The 16,099-nt window shown below is 36.3% G+C and carries 11 protein-coding genes, 1 tRNA gene and 1 pseudogene; 10 read left to right on the top strand and 3 right to left on the bottom strand.

The window, feature by feature from the left end; all coding sequences use genetic code 11:
• Positions 1 to 5,129, bottom strand: a pseudogene (locus tag J2X17_RS16770) (DUF11 domain-containing protein); the annotation flags it as partial.
• Positions 5,130 to 5,611: 482 nt separating this feature from the next.
• On the opposite strand from J2X17_RS16770, the gene J2X17_RS16765 reads away from it, so the two are divergent.
• Both J2X17_RS16765 and J2X17_RS16760 read left to right on the top strand, forming a co-directional pair.
• Positions 5,612 to 6,385, top strand: coding sequence for a DeoR/GlpR family DNA-binding transcription regulator (locus J2X17_RS16765; protein WP_310300538.1), 774 nt, complete (start codon positions 5,612 to 5,614; stop codon positions 6,383 to 6,385).
• Between the two features lie 24 nt (positions 6,386 to 6,409).
• Positions 6,410 to 7,177 (top strand): nitrilase family protein, encoded by a 768-nt coding sequence (locus J2X17_RS16760; RefSeq protein WP_310300536.1) that lies wholly within the window; start codon positions 6,410 to 6,412, stop codon positions 7,175 to 7,177.
• On the opposite strand, the gene J2X17_RS16755 is transcribed toward J2X17_RS16760, so the two are convergent.
• Positions 7,174 to 8,865 (bottom strand): Ig-like domain-containing domain, encoded by a 1,692-nt coding sequence (locus tag J2X17_RS16755; RefSeq protein ID WP_310300533.1) that lies wholly within the window; start codon positions 8,863 to 8,865, stop codon positions 7,174 to 7,176. The genes J2X17_RS16760 and J2X17_RS16755 overlap by 4 nt on opposite strands.
• A gap of 191 nt (positions 8,866 to 9,056) precedes the next feature.
• On the opposite strand from J2X17_RS16755, the gene J2X17_RS16750 reads away from it, so the two are divergent.
• The 5 genes from J2X17_RS16750 to J2X17_RS16730 all read left to right on the top strand — a co-directional run bounded on the left by J2X17_RS16750 (position 9,057) and on the right by J2X17_RS16730 (position 13,400).
• Entirely contained in the window at positions 9,057 to 10,043 is a 987-nt protein-coding gene (locus J2X17_RS16750; protein ID WP_310300531.1) for a hypothetical protein, read from the top strand.
• On the top strand, positions 10,003 to 12,357 hold the full coding sequence (locus J2X17_RS16745) for a hypothetical protein (RefSeq protein ID WP_310300529.1): 2,355 nt from the start codon (positions 10,003 to 10,005) through the stop codon (positions 12,355 to 12,357). Before J2X17_RS16750 ends, J2X17_RS16745 begins: the two co-directional genes overlap by 41 nt.
• Before the next feature lie 36 nt (positions 12,358 to 12,393).
• Positions 12,394 to 12,798 (top strand): methylmalonyl-CoA epimerase, encoded by a 405-nt coding sequence (gene mce, locus J2X17_RS16740; protein ID WP_310300525.1) that lies wholly within the window; start codon positions 12,394 to 12,396, stop codon positions 12,796 to 12,798.
• A 147-nt stretch (positions 12,799 to 12,945) separates the two neighbouring features.
• A tRNA-Ile gene (locus J2X17_RS16735) sits at positions 12,946 to 13,019 on the top strand.
• 165 nt (positions 13,020 to 13,184) lie between these two features.
• Positions 13,185 to 13,400 carry a hypothetical protein gene (locus J2X17_RS16730; RefSeq protein WP_310300522.1) on the top strand — a complete coding sequence of 72 codons (216 nt, stop codon included), beginning with the start codon at positions 13,185 to 13,187 and terminating at the stop codon, positions 13,398 to 13,400.
• Between the two features lie 33 nt (positions 13,401 to 13,433).
• On the opposite strand, the gene J2X17_RS16725 is transcribed toward J2X17_RS16730, so the two are convergent.
• Positions 13,434 to 14,024, bottom strand: coding sequence for a riboflavin synthase (locus tag J2X17_RS16725; protein WP_310300519.1), 591 nt, complete (start codon positions 14,022 to 14,024; stop codon positions 13,434 to 13,436).
• A gap of 57 nt (positions 14,025 to 14,081) precedes the next feature.
• Between J2X17_RS16725 and pdxA the strand changes: the two genes are divergently transcribed.
• The 3 genes from pdxA (at position 14,082) to rpmF (ending at position 15,993) form a co-directional block, all read left to right on the top strand.
• Entirely contained in the window at positions 14,082 to 15,131 is a 1,050-nt protein-coding gene (pdxA, locus tag J2X17_RS16720) for a 4-hydroxythreonine-4-phosphate dehydrogenase PdxA (RefSeq protein ID WP_310300517.1), read from the top strand.
• 106 nt (positions 15,132 to 15,237) lie between these two features.
• Positions 15,238 to 15,789: a YceD family protein gene (locus tag J2X17_RS16715; protein WP_074660790.1), complete on the top strand. Its 552-nt coding sequence runs from the start codon at positions 15,238 to 15,240 to the stop codon at positions 15,787 to 15,789.
• Positions 15,790 to 15,798: 9 nt separating this feature from the next.
• Positions 15,799 to 15,993, top strand: a complete 195-nt coding sequence (rpmF, locus tag J2X17_RS16710) for a 50S ribosomal protein L32 (protein ID WP_007137315.1) — start codon at positions 15,799 to 15,801, stop codon at positions 15,991 to 15,993.
• Positions 15,994 to 16,099 lie beyond the last annotated feature (106 nt).

The following is a 16,099-nucleotide window of genomic DNA, read 5'->3' as shown; positions in this document are numbered from 1 at the left end:
GACGGGGTAGCGTTATCAACCGTTTTAACAACTCGTAAATCCGTACTTGCCACTGGCACTGGTGTACTTGTAGCGGTATTGTTTGCTGGTGTAGGATCTGGTTCAGTTCCGGTGATTGTAGCCGTGTTGGCATACACTCCGGTAGCTTTAACCGTAGCCACTACCGTTAAGGTTGCGTTGGCTCCGTTTGCCAAACTGCCTATGGTCCAGTTTGGTGATGACCAGGTTCCTTTGCTTGGAGTCGCGCTTACCAATGTATAACCTGATGGCAATGCATCTGCAATGCTTACGCCTGTAGCATCGCTTGGTCCGTTATTGCTGGCTGTTATGGTGAAAGTAACGTTGGTTCCCACTGACGGGGTAGCGTTACTAACAGTTTTCGTAACTCGTAAATCTGCACTTGCTACTGATCCCGGCGTACTTGTACTTGTGTTATTTCCCGGTGTAGGGTCTGGCTCGATTCCCGTGATTGTAGCCGTGTTGGCATACACTCCGGTAGCTTTAACGGTAGCAATCACTGTTAAAGTTGCGTTGGCTCCGTTTGCCAAACTGCCTATGGTCCAGTTTGGTGATGACCAGGTTCCTTTGCTTGGAGTTGCGCTTACTAATGTATATCCTGATGGCAATGCATCTGCAACACTTACTCCCGTGGCATCACTTGGTCCGTTATTGCTTGCTGTTATGGTGAAAGTAACGTTGGTTCCCACTGACGGGGTAGCGTTATCAACCGTTTTAACAACTCGTAAATCCGTACTTGCCACTGGCACTGGTGTACTTGTAGCGGTATTGTTTGCTGGTGTAGGATCTGGTTCAGTTCCGGTGATTGTAGCCGTGTTGGCATACGATCCGGTGGCTTTAACGGTAGCAATCACTGTTAAAGTTGCGTTGGCTCCGTTTGCCAAACTGCCTATGGTCCAGTTTGGTGATGACCAGGTTCCTTTGCTTGGAGTCGCGCTTACCAATGTATATCCTGATGGCAATGCATCGGCAACACTTACTCCAGTGGCATCGCTTGGTCCGTTATTGCTTGCTGTTATGGTGAAAGTAACGTTGGTTCCCACTGATGGGGTAGCGTTACTAACAGTTTTGGTAACTCGTAAATCTGCACTTGCTACTGATCCCGGCGTACTTGTACTTGTGTTATTTCCCGGTGTAGGGTCTGGCTCGATTCCCGTGATTGTAGCCGTGTTGGCATACACTCCGGTGGCTTTAACGGTAGCAATCACTGTTAAAGTTGCGTTGGCTCCGTTTGCCAAACTGCCTATGGTCCAGTTTGGTGATGACCAGGTTCCTTTGCTTGGAGTTGCGCTTACCAATGTATATCCTGATGGCAATGCATCGGCAACACTTACTCCCGTGGCATCACTTGGTCCGTTATTGCTTGCTGTTATGGTGAAAGTAACGTTGGTTCCCACTGACGGGGTAGCATTATCAACCGTTTTAACAACTCGTAAATCCGTACTTGCCACTGGCACTGGTGTACTTGTAGCGGTATTATTTCCCGGTGTAGGGTCTGGCTCGGCTCCCGTGATTGTAGCCGTGTTGGCATACACTCCGGTAGCTTTAACCGTAGCAATCACTGTTAAAGTTGCGTTGGCTCCGTTTGCCAAACTGCCTATGGTCCAGTTTGGTGCACTCCAGGTTCCTTTGTTTGGAATCGCGCTTATCAATGTATATCCTGATGGCAATGCATCGGTAATACTTACTCCCGTGGCATCGCTTGGTCCGTTATTGCTGGCTGTTATGGTGAAAGTAACGTTGGTTCCCACTGACGGGGTAGCGTTATCAACCGTTTTAACAACTCGTAAATCTGCACTTGCCACTGATCCCGGTGTACTTGTACTTGTGTTATTTCCCGGTGTAGGATCTGGCTCTGTCCCCGTGATTGTAGCCGTGTTGGCATACGATCCGGTAGCTTTAACGGTAGCAATCACTGTTAAGGTTGCGTTGGCTCCGTTTGCCAAACTGCCTATGGTCCAGTTTGGTGATGACCAGGTTCCTTTGCTTGGAGTCGCGCTTACTAATGTATATCCTGATGGCAATGCATCGGCAACACTTACTCCCGTGGCATCGCTTGGTCCGTTATTGCTGGCTGTTATGGTGAAAGTAACGTTGGTTCCCACTGACGGGGTAGCGTTATCAACCGTTTTAACAACTCGTAAATCGGTACTTGCCACTGGCACTGGTGTACTTGTACTTGTGTTATTTCCCGGTGTAGGGTCTGGCTCTGTCCCCGTGATTGTAGCCGTGTTGGCATACGATCCGGTGGCTTTAACCGTAGCAACCACTGTTAAAGTTGCGTTTGCTCCGTTTGCCAAACTGCCTATGGTCCAGTTTGGTGCGCTCCAGGTTCCTTTGTTTGGAATCGCGCTTACCAATGTATATCCTGATGGCAATGCATCGGCAATGCTTACTCCCGTGGCATCGCTTGGTCCGTTATTGCTGGCTGTTATGGTAAAAGTAACGTTGGTTCCCACTGATGGGGTAGCGTTATCAACCGTTTTAATAACTCGTAAATCCGTACTTGCCACTGGTACTGGTGTTCTTGTAGCGGTATTGTTTGCTGGTGTAGGATCTGGCTCGGTTCCCGTGATTGTAGCCGTGTTGGCATACGATCCGGTGGCTTTAACCGTAGCCACTACCGTTAAGGTTGCGTTTGTTCCGTTTGCCAAACTGCCTATGGTCCAGTTTGGTGATGACCAGGTTCCTTTGCTTGGAGTTGCGCTTACCAATGTATATCCTGATGGCAATGCATCGGCAACACTTACTCCAGTGGCATCGCTTGGTCCGTTATTGCTTGCCGTTATGGTAAAAGTAACGTTGGTTCCCACTGATGGTGTCGCGTTACTCACAGTTTTGGTAACAGCCAAATCTGTATCCAGTGTACATGTTCCTGTCCCGGCCACAATACCAACTACTGTTGCCGCAGAAACAGGACATGCACCATTAGATGCAGAGTTTACCACTACCGCGTGAGATCCCGGCGACAAATTCGAAAATATATTCGAGCTTTGGAATGATCCTCCATCAATACTATACGTATAATTTGCACTTGGTAACGGATTAGTAACTGTAATAGTACCTTTACCCGTACTGCACGTTGGCTGAACTACTGATAGAACTGGTTCAAGTGGAGATAAATTCTGTACATTAATTGTTACCAGATCAGAACTGCTACAAGGCTCTAAACTCCATTTATAAGTATAAAGTCCAACTTTATCAATACCAGTTAAACCAGTTTTATAATTGTTAGGATCGATTATCGTAGGCGTTGCTGCTCCTGCCGGCATACTTACTAAAGACCATTTTCCTGTACCAAATCCCGGGCTATTTCCTTGTAAGCCAGCAGTAGACGAGCAGGCAAAATTTTGATCTGCACCAGCAGCTGCATTTATTGCTTCTGCAATATGAACCGTAAAAGTAGTTTCTACTGGGGTTGCAATCCCTGAACAGGCATATTCTTGTTGTATTACACCAGCTGCAGCTCCAGTGAGAGTCATTTTAATCTTATAATCTCCCGGTACTGTAAAGTTATTGATTACAGTTGAGGCATCATTTGTGTTAGCAGTAGGAAAAACCAAATCAGCAGCACCTGGAGGATAGGACACTTTAGAAAAATCATAATTTGCGAAAGTGGATTTGTAATAACTAGCATTAACCACTCCTGAAAATACCGCGGGCAGAGTAATAGTAGCAGATGTAGGAATTGACGTAAGACATTTAGAAACATCATCAACTTTAAAAGAAGCTCGCTTCCCGTCAGATATATGTATATAATAAAAAGCATCCACTGGACAACTCGAAGTTACAGTGTTAGTTATCTTAAATCGGTAAGTTCCAATTTTCCAACCGCCTGCCCCTGGGTTTACGGTTACTGTTCTACTCATTGTACCAGCACCCGTTACAGTGATAGTAGGTGTACTTGCTCCAGGAGGAATATCCGTAGCGCTAACGGTACTGATAATTGATGGGGAATCCCCAGTTGCTAAATTAAAATAGAATGATTCCGGAGTAGTCTTATTTTCAAATCCACAGTGAACTTCCTCTCCTGAATTTTCATAACCATCAGTAGTGGTGTCAAATTGTTCAGGTCTGGCATGTCCAGACGGTTCGAATTTAACCCAATTGGCCACGCTTCCTCTATTAACATATGTAACCGGAGGCGTGGTATAACTGCCACAACAAGTGCTTACCGTAATAGTATAAACATACGTTCCTGGAACATCTAATCCGGTCAATTCCAATTCATAACCTCCAAAATCTTCTAGATAAGCTATATCCCCCTTTGCCAAATGACCTCCCACAGGTTGACTAACGACATTAAAAGTCACGGTTGCTCCATATCCCGCAGCTAAAGGATTTGTATTATCAAAAACAGAACCGGTAGTTTGAAGACGCACATAGGTAGAATTACCAGAGATACACTCATCCTTATTAGGTAGGCTTATTTTCGGATCAGGACAAAATTTAATAATAACATCGTCACTGTAAGTACATCCTCCATCTAATGAGGTGATTGTTAACGTAGCTATATAAGCAGGGTCTTCGGTATGGCCAGTCTTTTTAATTAAGGAAAAAACAGGTGTTGCTGAAGTTGTACTACTAAAAGTTGCATTTCCTCCATTCGTATTCTCCGCTATGTTCTTCATCGTCCATTTTCCTGTAAAACCGGACGGTATCACACCTGCCAAAGTAGTTGTTCCAATAGTAGTAGCACATATACCCGTTACATCAGGTCCGGCTGTAAAGCTGGCCGGTTTCGGGTGCGCTGTAATCTTCACTTGAGAGTTTGAAGTTCCTGAACCACAAGGGTAAGAAAGATTAAAGGTATAAACCCCATCTTGCGTCATTCCGCTAACATTTGTAACCAAAGAAGTTGGAGAACTAATTGTTGGTGTGGCACCAGGCCCTGAGACAAATGTCCATGTAGCTCCGCCAGCCCCTAAAGTTCCGTTTACAGAACCATTTAAGGTTGTTGAACTAACGCAAATTGTTTTATCTCCCCCTGAATTGGCAGTACAGTTCTGGGCACTTACTTCCTTAACGCTAAAAAGAAGTAAAAAGAAAACTAAGCATAGCTTTAGTCTTAATCCACTTCTATTAATAAATTTAAGTAAACATTTTTGCATAATAAATTACGATTTAATTATTTTTATTTTTATCCATTATAGGATCACTTATCGGGTTTGTATTAGCCATATCTACCTCTGTCTTTCTGATTATAAAACTTGAACATAATAATTTGTACTTCTTAAAAATGGTTTGCAATTAATTTCGACCTTAAAATAAATTGGCTCTTTTTAATCTATCTGTATAGATGAAAAGGAAACAAATTTTTGGGGCAAAGTAATTAGAACTCTGCGGGTTAAATTGATATTATAAGCTTAAAAAACACCATAAAAAGACTTTTTTGGTTTAGGCTTAAGAAAGAAGTTGAAAGAATTTAAATCTATAGCTGAGTTTTTTACAGCAATATTTTTTTAGTATATCATTATGATAATGAGGACAAAAGAATTTAGAATGAACAATGTTTTAATTCGAAAAAGGCACATTATGTTTCGGAAAAATATTCCGCTAATTGTTTTACATTTGTGTTTAAAAACGAATTGGAATGGCTGATAATGATCTGATAAATTATACTAAAGAAGAACGGAAAAATCACATCTTAAAAGAGATCAATCTGCATACTCGTGTAAGCTTTGAAACACTTTCTGCTAAGCTTGGAGTTTCAGAGGATACGATAAGACGTGATATTAACGAATTAGAATCTGAATCGTTGTTGATTAAAGTGAAAGGCGGCGCCATGACAAAAGGCTATCATTACGCGTCTTCTAATCAGACTTACGAAATTGAGTCGAAACAGATTATTGCTCAGAAAACTGTCAGTTTATTACATGATGGTATGGTGTTATTGCTGGATGGCGGAACTACCATTAGAGAATTTATCCAGTTAATTCCAAATGATCTGAAACTTACTATTTTTACGATTACAGTGGTAACAGCAGTCCAGCTTCTGGATAAACCAAATATTAAAGTGATCATGATTGGGGGAAGCATATCTTCTTACAGTCAAATGTGTGTGAGCGGCGAAGTATTTCATCATTTAGCGAATATCAAAGCAGATTTACTGATTTTAGGTACAAATGCCCTGGATATCGTCGGAGGTTACTCTGACTCGGATTGGGAAACGGTTCAGGTGAAAAAAGCTATGATACAGGCTTCTAAAAAAACGGCAATTATTACGATTACCGAAAAGTTGAATACGGTCTTAAAAATGAAAATTGCAAACTTATCTGAAGTGAATTATGTAATTACAGAAGTTGAACCTAATAATCAAAAAATACAGCCTTATAAAAAGGCTTTCCCGGATTTGGTTCTTATTTAAGTTTTAAACCTATAAATTTAAAAGATGAAAATCGCAGTTGTTCAATCAGACCTTTATTGGGAAAAACCTTCTGAAAACAGAAAGAGTTTTGAGGCGAAGATTAATCAAATTGATTCAGAAGTTAATTTGATTGTTCTGCCTGAAATGTTTTCTACTGGCTTTACAATGAATGCCTCAGCTGTTGCCGAAACAATGCAAGGCGAAACAATTCTTTGGATGCAGACTATTGCAAAACAAAGGAAATGTGCGATTACAGGAAGTTTGATTGTTACTGAAAATAACCAGTTTTATAACCGAATGTTGTTTGTTTTTCCGTCAGGAGAAATGCAGCATTATGATAAACGCCATTTGTTCTCACTTGCCGGCGAAGATAAAATCTATACGCATGGAAACGAAAAAGTAATTGTTGATTATTTAGGCTGGAAAATTTGCCTGCAGGTTTGTTACGATTTAAGATTTCCGGTTTTTGCAAGAAACGTCGAAAATTATGACCTGCTTTTATATGTTGCCAATTGGCCAAAAGTTCGTACAAATGCCTGGGATATTTTATTAAAAGCACGCGCTGTAGAAAACCTGACTTACGTTGTTGGTGTAAACAGAGTTGGTTTCGATGCGCATAATTATGAACACATCGGACATTCGCAAGTGGTTGATTCCCTTGGAAATTATATTTTAGAGCCACAAGAAACGGAAGGTGTTTTTATTGTTGAACTTGATAAAATTACACTGTTGGAAACTCGAAAAAAGCTTAATTTTTTGAGCGATAAAGATGTTTTTGAAATTAAAATTTAAAACGCAGACTTGTTCTTTTTAGCTTCTTTTTGTTTCTTTATCTTGTCTTCTTTTTTCTCCAGTTCAGGATTGTAAGGGATACTCATATCAATACTTTCATCTACATCCCAATTTGTTCTGACATCAATTTCCTTTTGATAATAGAATACTTCTTCGGCATAGGTTTTCTTTAAGAAATTTCCTGAGTCATAGATTTTGTTTTTATTATCATCGTAAATTATTCTAAGCGTAAAAGTGTGGGGTTCTACTAAATCGAATGTAAGTTTGGTTTCGCCTTCAGAGTATTGGCTTTCAAGTACAACATCTCCTTTTTTATCTGTGATCTCGACTATAATAGGAAAGCGTTTTACATTTTTTAAATTCAAAATTAGATTGCCATAATCGGAATATTCTTTAGTGCTTAACTTATAGATTAGCGTATCGTTTGCTTTGTCGTAAAAATCAGTTAGTGCTCCCGGCAAGAAGGTGAACTTGTATTTTTGTAAAGGTTCTTTTTTGAAATCAATATACATTTTTTGGTCAAATTCATCATATTCGGTCGTAAAATCTACAGCGACAGAATCTTTGTTGATTAGTTTGATTTTTGATTTGTCGAATTTAACCAACGGAGTTGCCGTTTCTAATGTGAATCGGTCTCTGAAATTGAGAATTCCATTTTGTAAAGTGGTAATATTTAGCGTGTCTTTTTTCTGGTCTTTTATTTTAAATGTGAACTTTTTGCTGTAGTTTTCTTTGCTGATTTCCATCGATAAAGAATCGACTTTAATCGGTTTGTACCAAACTTGCAATGAATCCTTTTTAGGAAATCTAGTCACGACCGATTCCAGAATTTCATCCTTGTTTTTAAGGACAATTTTAGGTTTAGAATTGGTAAAGTCCTGCTTGCTGTCAAAGGGAAGAAATAATCTATTCCCTGAAGCTTGTATCGGTTTTAATGCTTTAAAAGATTGGGTTTCTTTGAAAAGTTCTAATTCAAAAAGTGTGTCATTTGGTACCGTAATGTAATGTTTGATGAAACCAATTTTGTCATCTTTAGGATTAAATTTGTTATTACTTCCTTTGTCCTTCAATGCAACCAAAAGATATTTCCCAGCCTTTAAGTTCTCTAATTTAAAAGTTTGTAAACTATCTAAAGTGTTTGTAATGTACCTAGGGAATTCCTTATAAACAACAGAATCGTTGAATTTATCATTCACTTCATAAAGCATAACCGAAACAAAATTGTCGACATTTTTTTCATACGCATCTTTTATGCTTCCGCCAATAGAAAGCGAATCGATATAAGACCCTGTCGAAAAAACATATTTGAATTGATTTAACGGGTTACCTTCATTATTATCGGCAATACTCTGCCCAAAATTCATGCTATAAGTAGTATTTGGCTGTAAAGTGTCAATGATTTTTATGGTAATTTCTTTACTTGCAGTTGTTGGCAAAATAACCGGTTCGTGCTTCATTGGCGGCGAAATGATCAATTGCTTGTTGGTGTTTTTAAGCTTTACATATTCATCAAATGTCAAAATAATTTCATTTGCTTTAAAATCGGTGCTGTAATTTTTAGGAGAACTATATTTTAAAACAGGAGCCAGAGTGTCTTTTAACCCGCCGGTAATGCTTCCTCTTTTAGCACAGCTCATCATTAAAAATACCAGTAAAAATGAAATATATTTTAAGTTGTTTTTCAACATAACAGTTTTTGAATTTTATTGCACAAAATAACGATTATATTTGCTTTAATTGAAATTTTTTAGCCATTTATTAGAATGTAGTGCTTTTAAGTTTTTTCTTATTTTGTTAGTCCGGAATTTTAAATTCGATATAATTTCTTACTTTTGAGGTTAAAATATAATTTCTCCTTGTTTTGATAAAAAAATCTTTTTTGGGCATTCTGTTTTTTTTGCTGATTTCCTGCAGTAAAAATGAAAAGCCAATTATTGCTTTTTATTATTGGAAAACAATCTTTAAGCTATCTGAAACCGAGAAGGAGGTTTTAAAAGATAATAACGTTAGTAAGCTTTATATCAGATACTTTGATATTGGTTTAAATGCAAACACTACAGAACCAATTCCAGTTAGTCCAATACATTTTCAGGAGAATATAAATGAATTTGAAATTGTTCCGGTCATTTTTATCCAAAATAAAGTGATGCTGAAGTCTAATCTTGATGTTGATGATCTGGCTGAAAAAACGATTCATTTAGTGAATGAAATTAATAGTGAAAACAAAATAAAATCAAACGAAATTCAAATTGATTGCGATTGGTCGCTTGCCAGTAAAGACAATTATTTGAAATTTATTGAACAATTTAAGAAACTTTCCCATAGAAAACTCTCAGCAACAATTCGACTGCATCAGGTTAAGTATTTTAAAAAAACTAAAATTCCAAATGTAGATTCCGGAGTTTTGATGTTTTATAATATGGGAACTATTTCAAATGATTCCCTGAATTCAATTTACGATAAAAAGATTGCCGGGAAATATCTGAAAAGCCTCAATAAATATCCGTTGCATCTTGATTTTGCTTTGCCAGTTTATTCCTGGGCAATTCATATCCGGAATCAAAAAGTGATAGGTTTACGTTCTAAACTCAATGTAAATGAACTTAAAAAAGATAATAACTTTCAGCAGATTAATACTGTTTTTTTTAAAGTTAACAAACCAAATTATAAAAATGGGATTTTCTATGAAGAAGGTGATGTCTTGAAAATTGAAGCAATTTCTGCTGAAAATTTAAAGGAAATGGCGGAGGAATTGAGCGAAAACGTGGCTCAAGCTCCAAACGAAATTATATTTTACGATTTAGATGAATTCAATTTAAGAAATTATGAAAAGAATATTTTTGAACAAGTTGTTTCTTGTTTCTAGTGTTGCTTTATTTGCTGCTTACGGAATAATTTATGCTTGTGCCGGTGGAGATGAATGGGATTTTTTTGGATATAATTCTAATTTCACGCCGGAAACATTCACCGATAAATCGTATGCGCCGCTTTTTTTGTCAGGAGATGTTTTTTACGGAATAGGATTCGACACGCAGCATAATTCGAGATTCAATGAAGAGATAAAATCGGATTGGCAGAATTATTTAAAAACAAAAATGGATACGGCAACGGTAAGCTATTTTTTGATAGGAGATCTTACTACGATGTATTCTGATAAAAGTAAAGCCTTAAAAAATAAAGCTGAAATTACAGATCTTCATGTTTTCTTTAAAACCAAAAAAGTAAACGCAACTTCCTTAAAATGGGGGAAGAAGCTGAATCTTAAGGATGATAAAATTAAAAGTTTTATTGAGTTTTTATATTTGGCTCAAAAAATAGAAACTGTTTCTATTGGTACAGATTATTGGAGTTATGATCCTGTCGTCGCAAAAACTTTCAATGATTTGAAAATGATTCAATCTATTGAAAATGTTTACAATACAACTTCGGATGCATTTCTGAAAAACAGATATTGGTTTTTAACTGCCAAAGCTTATTTCTATAGCACAAATAAACAAAAGGCTGTTGATTTTTTTAATAAAACAGAAAAATCGGTTCCTAAAAATATTTTGTATTACCGTGCGCTCGCTTATGTGGCGGGAATAAAATATCAGCAGAAAAAATATTCGGAATCGAATTATTTGTATGCACAGGTTTTTGATAAATGTACTGAAATGAGGGTTGTGACAGCGTATAGTTTTCATCCTCAAAACGAAACAGATTGGAGCAAATCTCTGGTTATGGCAAAAGATAATAACGAGAAAGCAGCACTTTGGGCAGTTCATGGTTATTATAAAGACGAGTTACAAGCAATCGAAAAAATTTATGGATTAAATCCTAAAAGTGAACACTTGAATTATTTGCTAACCCGATTGGTGAATAGACAAGAACAGGATATCAATAATTCGTTTGAAGAAAGTGCCAAAGAAAATACACCGATAAAGAAGTTATCGGTTGCTGAGAATAAAGAAATCAACAAAAATAAAATCGATCAAAAAGCTTTTGATTTAGTTCTGAAAATTAGCACTTCAGGAAATACGGAAAAACCATATTTATGGAATATTGCTTTGGGGTATTTACAAACTTTGAAAGGAGATTATGCAACTGCCGATACTAATTTTGATAAGGCAGAAAAAATAATGCCTAAAACAGAGTTGGCGAAATATCAATTACGATTGTTGCGCTTTGTAAATAATATGAGCAAAATAGATGTGCTTACAGATAAAAATGAAAAAACAATTCTGACGGATCTGAATTGGTTATATCAGGAACTTCCGAAAACTTATAAAGGACAGGAGTTTAGGTATCAGAATGCTTCTTCCTGGAGCAGAAGTTATTTGTCAGCACTCTATAAAGCAGAAGGAAATGCGGTTATGGCTGAAATATTTGGTGAATCGCGTTACAGTTATTGGAATGATGGCAATGCTTTTTATGATAATGAAAAGAATTTGTTGGGTATAAAAAGTTTTTTGGCAAAGCCGAATAAAAGTGAAATCGAAAAAATTGGCGCCGGAATTTACAGTCTAAAATTGAAAGATATTAATAATTTTCAGGCAGTTCAGGCAACATTTAAAAATAAAATTCCGGAAGCAATTGCTTTTATTAAAGAAACGGATTCGGTTCAATACTATAATTTCCTGGGTAATCCATTCAATGGAAATATCAAAGATTGCCACGATTGCGAACATGCAGCCTATCAAAAAAAGAAATATTCTCAGCTTGAATTCTTAAATACTATAAAAGCAATGCAGGATAAACTCGCTCAAAAAGAGGATGTTTATACGAATAGTTTACTGTTAGGAAATGCATTTTATAATATTACCCATTTTGGAAACGGCAGGACCTTTTACGAAATTGCTATTGTTGGTTATGGATCAAGTCCGTATTCGTTTCGGGATTCGATGAAAAAAATGATTACGAATTGCAATCTCTCAAAAATGTATTATCAAAAAGCATTTGAGGCGGCAACCACGAAAGAGCAGAAGGCAAAATGTATATACTTGTTGTCAAAATGCGAGCGTAATGACTACTATAATAATAAGTATAATAATGTGCGTAGTTGGTGGGAAATTCAGGATGATAAAATTAATTTTATTACCTGGAATGGATTTAAGACTCTGAAAAAAGACTATTCAGACACTAAATATTATCAAGATGTTATAGCGGAATGCGGTTATTTTAAAACTTACATTAACCAATAAGTTGTAATTGTATCTTTGTTTTTATAATTAAATACGATGGTAAATAAAATTGAACATATCGGAATTGCAGTGAAAAACATGAATGATGCCAATATATTATTCGAAAAATTACTGGGAGTTCCGTCCTATAAAGAAGAATCGGTGGAAAGCGAAGGTGTTTTGACTTCCTTTTTTCAGACGGGTACAAATAAAATCGAACTTTTGATGGCAACTAATGCTGAAAGTCCAATTGCAAAGTTTCTCGAAAAGAAAGGAGAAGGAATTCACCATATTGCTTTTGATGTTGAAGATATTCATGCCGAAATAGAACGCTTGAAAAATGAAGGTTTTGTTTTGATAAATGAAGTTCCTAAAAAAGGCGCTGATAATAAATTGGTGGTTTTTTTACATCCAAAAAACACAAATGGAGTTTTAGTGGAACTTTGTCAGGAAATAAAGTAAAAAAATCTCAATTCGGGATTAGAAATAATGCGTTGAAAATCAATTGCGTTTAAGAGTAGTGAGGTTGTAATTTGAAATTAAGTGGAAATCATCTCTTAAAATATTTGCAGTGAATAAAAAATAGTAGTAATATTGCATCCTCAAACCGGTCCTATAGCTCAGCTGGTTAGAGCACCTGACTCATAATCAGGTGGTCCCTGGTTCGAGCCCAGGTGGGACCACAAGTATAAAAAGCTTCATAAATTTTATGAAGCTTTTTTTATGGATATAAGTTGTAATTATGCAAAAAACTTATACATTTGCTACGGAATTCTAATGAAAAGCTTGTTTTTTGTGAGAATTTTCTATTGAAGAATAAATAAATCCCAGTCTTAACAGGCTATTTTATGAAGACAAAAACTATTCTATTAGCATTTTTTGTGACATTGTTAAGTGTTTCAAATATTTTGGCAGATCCACCAAACCCATGTGTTGGTGATGATTGTCCTCCAGATTTAGTAGAGACGTCTATAGATGAAAATATAACGCTATTTGTAGTCGCTGCTTTAGTTTTAGGAATAATATTAATATATAAAAATAAAATAAAAAAAGCTTCAGTTTAACTGAAGCTTTTTTTATGTAAATGGATTCCCTAATTATTTGTTAATAGAATAAAGTCTTGAAATATATTTTCCTACTACATCAAATTCTAAATTTATTTTGGTTCCCACTTTGAAATTTTTGAAATTCGTGTTTTCAAAAGTATACGGAATTATAGATACACTAAATTCATTTGTTTTAGAATTCACAACCGTAAGACTTACACCGTTCACTGTAATGGAGCCTTTTTCTATAGTGATGTTGTTCAGGTTTTTGTCGTATTCAAAAGTATAGTTCCAGCTTCCGTTTGCTTCTTCAATTTTAATACACGTTCCGGTTTGGTCCACGTGTCCTTGCACAATATGTCCGTCAAGACGATCGCCAAGCTTCATTCCTCTTTCTAAATTCACGATATCGCCAACTTCCCAGTCGCCAATATTGGTTTTTAAAATCGTTTCCTGAATTGCCGTAACAGTATAAAATGTATCTTTTATTGCAACGACAGTTAAGCAGATTCCGTTGTGAGAAACGCTTTGGTCAATCTTTAGTTCATGTGTAATTGATGAATCAACTGTTATGTGTAGATTGTTTTGGTCTTTTTTTATTTCGTGAATCCTTCCTAGGGTTTCTATAATTCCTGTGAACATTGTTGTTTTATTTTACTAAATTTGCACATCAAAATTAGTAATAAATAATCTGAGCTCATGAATAAAAAAGCAGAAAATATAATTGTTGGAATTTCGGTTGGAGATTTAAACGGTATTGGAAGCGAAGTTATATTAAAAACATTCGAAGATTCTCGTATGTTAGAAATGTGTACGCCAGTTATTTTTGCGAACGCTAAAATCCTTTCTTTTGTTAAAAAAAGTATGACCTCTACTGTTCAGTTTCACGGAGTGGACAAATTAGATCAGGTTTTGCCTGGAAAAGTTAATGTTTTCAATCTTTGGAAAGAAGGTGTAGATATTAATTTAGGTGCCAACGATGAAAAAATAGGAGAGTATGCAATAAAATCATTTGTTGCGGCTACAAAAGCTTTAAAAGAAGGTGAGATTGATGTTTTAGTTACGGCGCCAATAAATAAGTATAATATTCAATCAGAAGATTTTAAATTTCCGGGACACACAGATTATCTGGATCAGGAATTGGAAGGAAATGCATTAATGATGATGGTTAAGGATAATTTGAGAGTTGGTTTGCTGACGGATCATGTTCCTTTGAATGAAGTTTCTTCGCATTTGACAGAAGAATTAATTACAAGAAAAATTGAAACAATCAGAAAATCTTTAATTCAGGACTTTAGTATTGTAAGACCAAAAATTGCTGTTTTAAGTTTGAATCCACATGCTGGAGACGGAGGCGTAATTGGAAAAGAAGATGATTTGGTTTTAAAACCGGCTTTAAAGAAAATATTTGAATCCGGAACGATGGTTTTTGGTCCATTTCCTGCCGATGGTTTTTTTGGAAGCGGTCAATATGAGAAATATGATGCAATCGTAGCGACATATCACGATCAGGGATTGATTCCGTTCAAGACGTTGTCTTTTGGTAAAGGAGTAAATTACACAGCTGGTTTAAATAGGATAAGGACGTCACCGGATCATGGTACGGCATACGATATTGCTGGAAAAGACATGGCAGATTATAATTCTTTTAAGGAAGCAGTTTACCTCGCGATTGATATTTTTCATTCGCGTAATCAGTATGAGGAGATTAGCCAAAAACCTCTTAAAATAAAAGAAAAACAGTTATAAACAAAAAAAGGTGAATAAGATTATTAGTTTTATAATAATTTTATATCTTTGCACCCCAATTCAGGTATCTGTGTTTTAGATGCCGATTGGTCAAATTGATGTTAAGATGAGCAAATCAAAAGAATTTTTAATTCCTTTTATGGGATTAAAGCTGGGAAAACACCATTTTGAGTATCAAATAAGTAACGCGTTCTTTGAGAACTTTGATTACGACGAATTTCAAAGTTCGGATATCAAAGTGAGTTTAGTTTTAGATAAGAAAAGCAACATGTTAGAGTTGGAATTCAAACACAAAGGAACTGTAAATGTACCTTGTGATCTGACAGGCGAAGATTTCGATCTTCCTATAAAAGGGAAAATGAAATTAATAGTTCGCTTCGGAGATGAATTCAATAACGATAATGAAGAGTTGTTGATCTTGCCGCACGGAGAACATGAAATAGATGTTGCACAATACATTTATGAAATGATTGCCCTTTCGGTACCGCTAAAACGAGTTCATCCAGGTGTAAAAGACGGAAGTTTACAGACTGAAGCCTTAAAAAAACTGAATGAACTGACTGTAAAAGAAGTCAAAGAAGAAAAAGAAGAGAGTAAAAAAGAAGAAGATATTGACCCGCGTTGGGACAAATTAAAGCAACTATTAACGGATAAATAATATAGTAAAATGGCACATCCTAAGAGAAAAATCTCGAAAACAAGAAGAGATAAGAGAAGAACACATTATAAAGCTACTGTAGCTCAAATCGCTACATGTCCTATTACTGGAGAAGCACATTTATACCACAGAGCTTACTGGCATGAAGGTAAAATGTATTACAGAGGGCAAGTTGTTATTGATAAATCTGTAGCGGTTGCTTAATACGTTTTTGTAAATGATACTAGAACTCTCACATAGTGAGAGTTTTTTTTGTTGGTTATAATTTTCTTTTTTTAAGAAATTATCTACAAATTAATTTCGTTTTTTT

This window comes from Flavobacterium aquidurense (assembly GCF_031458035.1).
GTDB classification, from domain to species: Bacteria; Bacteroidota; Bacteroidia; order Flavobacteriales; family Flavobacteriaceae; genus Flavobacterium; species Flavobacterium aquidurense_C.
Note: the sequence above shows the minus strand (reverse complement) of the source record. Positions and strands in the feature narration are given on the sequence as shown.